The organism is Mobiluncus sp. (genome assembly GCF_985070215.1).
Window position 1 is genome coordinate 1 of the sequence record NZ_CFKZQR010000084.1, and the last position, 2002, is coordinate 2002.

Annotated in this window: 4 protein-coding genes; all 4 read right to left on the reverse strand. The window is 59.0% G+C overall.

Features of this window, described 5'->3' with window-relative positions:
* A partial coding sequence (locus AC5LBQ_RS09575) for a TadE family protein (RefSeq protein ID WP_493265332.1) occupies nucleotides 1-215 on the reverse strand: 215 nt, incomplete at its 3' end.
* The gene (locus AC5LBQ_RS09580; RefSeq protein WP_282921928.1) at nucleotides 199-384 is read right to left on the reverse strand and encodes a hypothetical protein; all 186 of its coding nucleotides are present in this window, start codon (nucleotides 382-384) and stop codon (nucleotides 199-201) included. The genes AC5LBQ_RS09580 and AC5LBQ_RS09575, both read right to left, overlap by 17 nt.
* Before the next feature lie 30 nt (nucleotides 385-414).
* Nucleotides 415-1326: a type II secretion system F family protein gene (locus tag AC5LBQ_RS09585; RefSeq protein ID WP_282921929.1), complete on the reverse strand. Its 912-nt coding sequence runs from the start codon at nucleotides 1324-1326 to the stop codon at nucleotides 415-417.
* A 3-nt stretch (nucleotides 1327-1329) separates the two neighbouring features.
* Nucleotides 1330-2002 (reverse strand): type II secretion system F family protein (locus AC5LBQ_RS09590; protein ID WP_493265333.1); only part of this gene is annotated, 673 nt, incomplete at its 5' end.

Genomic DNA, 2002 nt, shown 5'->3' on the forward strand with positions numbered 1-2002 from the left:
CCCGACAGCGCTGCCGCGTGCGCCCCCGCCCCGGCCGCATCAATCAAAGTCGTGTGCACCCACAGGGCCAAAGCCAGCTGCATCAACCCCAGCACCAGAATCAGTACCAGCGGCATGACGAGAGCGAAACTGGCCGGCTCCGAACCGGACTCCCCCTGCCAACGCGGCCACAAGTGCCGACTGCGGGATACTCGGCACTCAGAGAGCCGAGACATGGGCTATGGCATCGTTAAACAGATTCGTTAAAGCGGGCAAGGCTACCGCCGACAGGGCCACCACCAGCCCCGCGGTCATCAGGGTCACCATCACCCAGCCGGGAACGTCGCCGTCTTCGGCCTGCAGGCGGGTGTATACAAAATTTCGCAAAGCGCGGAGTTTTTGCATGTTTTTCCTTTCGATTGTTATTTTGACTATTTACAGCTGGAGAGCTACCAACCCGGGATAGAGGGCGAAAACCACGGTGAGCGGCAAAATTAAGAACACGACCGGCACCATCATGAGGACTTCTTTCTTTCCACCCTCCGTGAGCAACTGGGTTCGCGCCACCGCTCGTGAATCCGCCACTTGGGAACGCAGCACGCCCGCCAAGGGAGAACCGCGTTCCAACGCGGAAACAATGGCATCAATGAGGTGCGCGAGGATTTCGGAATCGTTGCGGGCTCGAGCTGCGGTCAAACTGGGAGCCAAAGAGTCTCCGTTATCAGCCGCAGCCAAGATTTTTTCCAACTCCTGACCGGCGACATCGGTGCAGCGGGCAGATACCCGGTGCAAAGCTCCATAGAGAGGTTCTCCGGCTCCCACCGCCAGCGCCAACAGCTCGATGACATCGGGCAGTTCTTGATTCAAATGCAGTTGGCGACGCCGCGCCGCGCCCGTAAGCCGATAATCGGGAATCAGCAATCCCGCCAACACAAAACAGGTCAACATCACGAAAGCCCCAAAAATCGGCAAGGTTTTCCCCAAAAATCCCAGGAGGCTAACGACCACCGCCACGCCTCCCAGAGACAGGGCCCATCGCAACTGGGAGCGACGAAATCCGCGCACATCCCTGGGCAAACCCGCCAGTTGCAGCCTGCGCTCGACAGAATCTTTGGAGGGGCTGATAAACGTGAGAAACCTGGTCAGGCCGTTATGGAGAAAAGGGCCATCCGGCAATCCATCACCGCGAGAAGCCGCCATCACAGTCAGGTCGGCCTGAACATAAGGAGTGATTCGCCAAGTCGGAAAGGAGCCTTGACGAATCCAGGGCCCCAGACATACCCCGATAAGCCCACTCCCAGCAATGATAGCGAGGCTGCCGACAATCCAGGTCAAAGAGTTCTCCACGGTCTACTCCCGCATCGTGCGCGGACTGACTTCCAGGCGTCCCAGCCGCAGCATCAAAATGTACGCCAGCGCCGAAACTAACGCCCCCACCAGCAAAATCATGGAGCCGACCGATGTGGAATACACCTCTAACGTACCCGGACGACTCAACAGCAGTGCCAAGATAATCCACGGGGAAGCGGCAGCCAGCCGCGCCCCGGTCACGGTCCAAGATTGGCGTGCCAGCACTTCCCCACGAGTTCGTTCCTCCGCACGGAGCATCGCACCCAAATCCTCTAACAGAACTACCAAGTCGTTGCCCCCCACTTGTGCAGCTAAACGCAGTGCTTCGACGATACGATCTCCTACCGGATCGGCCAGTTCATGCTTCAAGATTTTTAGGGAGGCATCGAGGTTGCCGCCCGCCCGATAATCGGCCGCGAAATGGGCAAAAGGCACCCGCAGCGACTTTGGGGCTCGCGCGGCGACTTCCAGAAGCGTTTCACCCAAACTCAGTCCGGCCCGCACCCCGGAAACCAGATTATCCACCAGGTTCGGCCAGGCTTTGCCGCGCTGACCCTGCACGGAATGCAGTTTGCTCTGCAATCCCAAAAATGGCAGATACGCGGCTAGCAGCCCGGCCAACCACCCAACCATCACTAGTCCGGTGACCAGGGTGAGGCAAATCCCTGCCGAC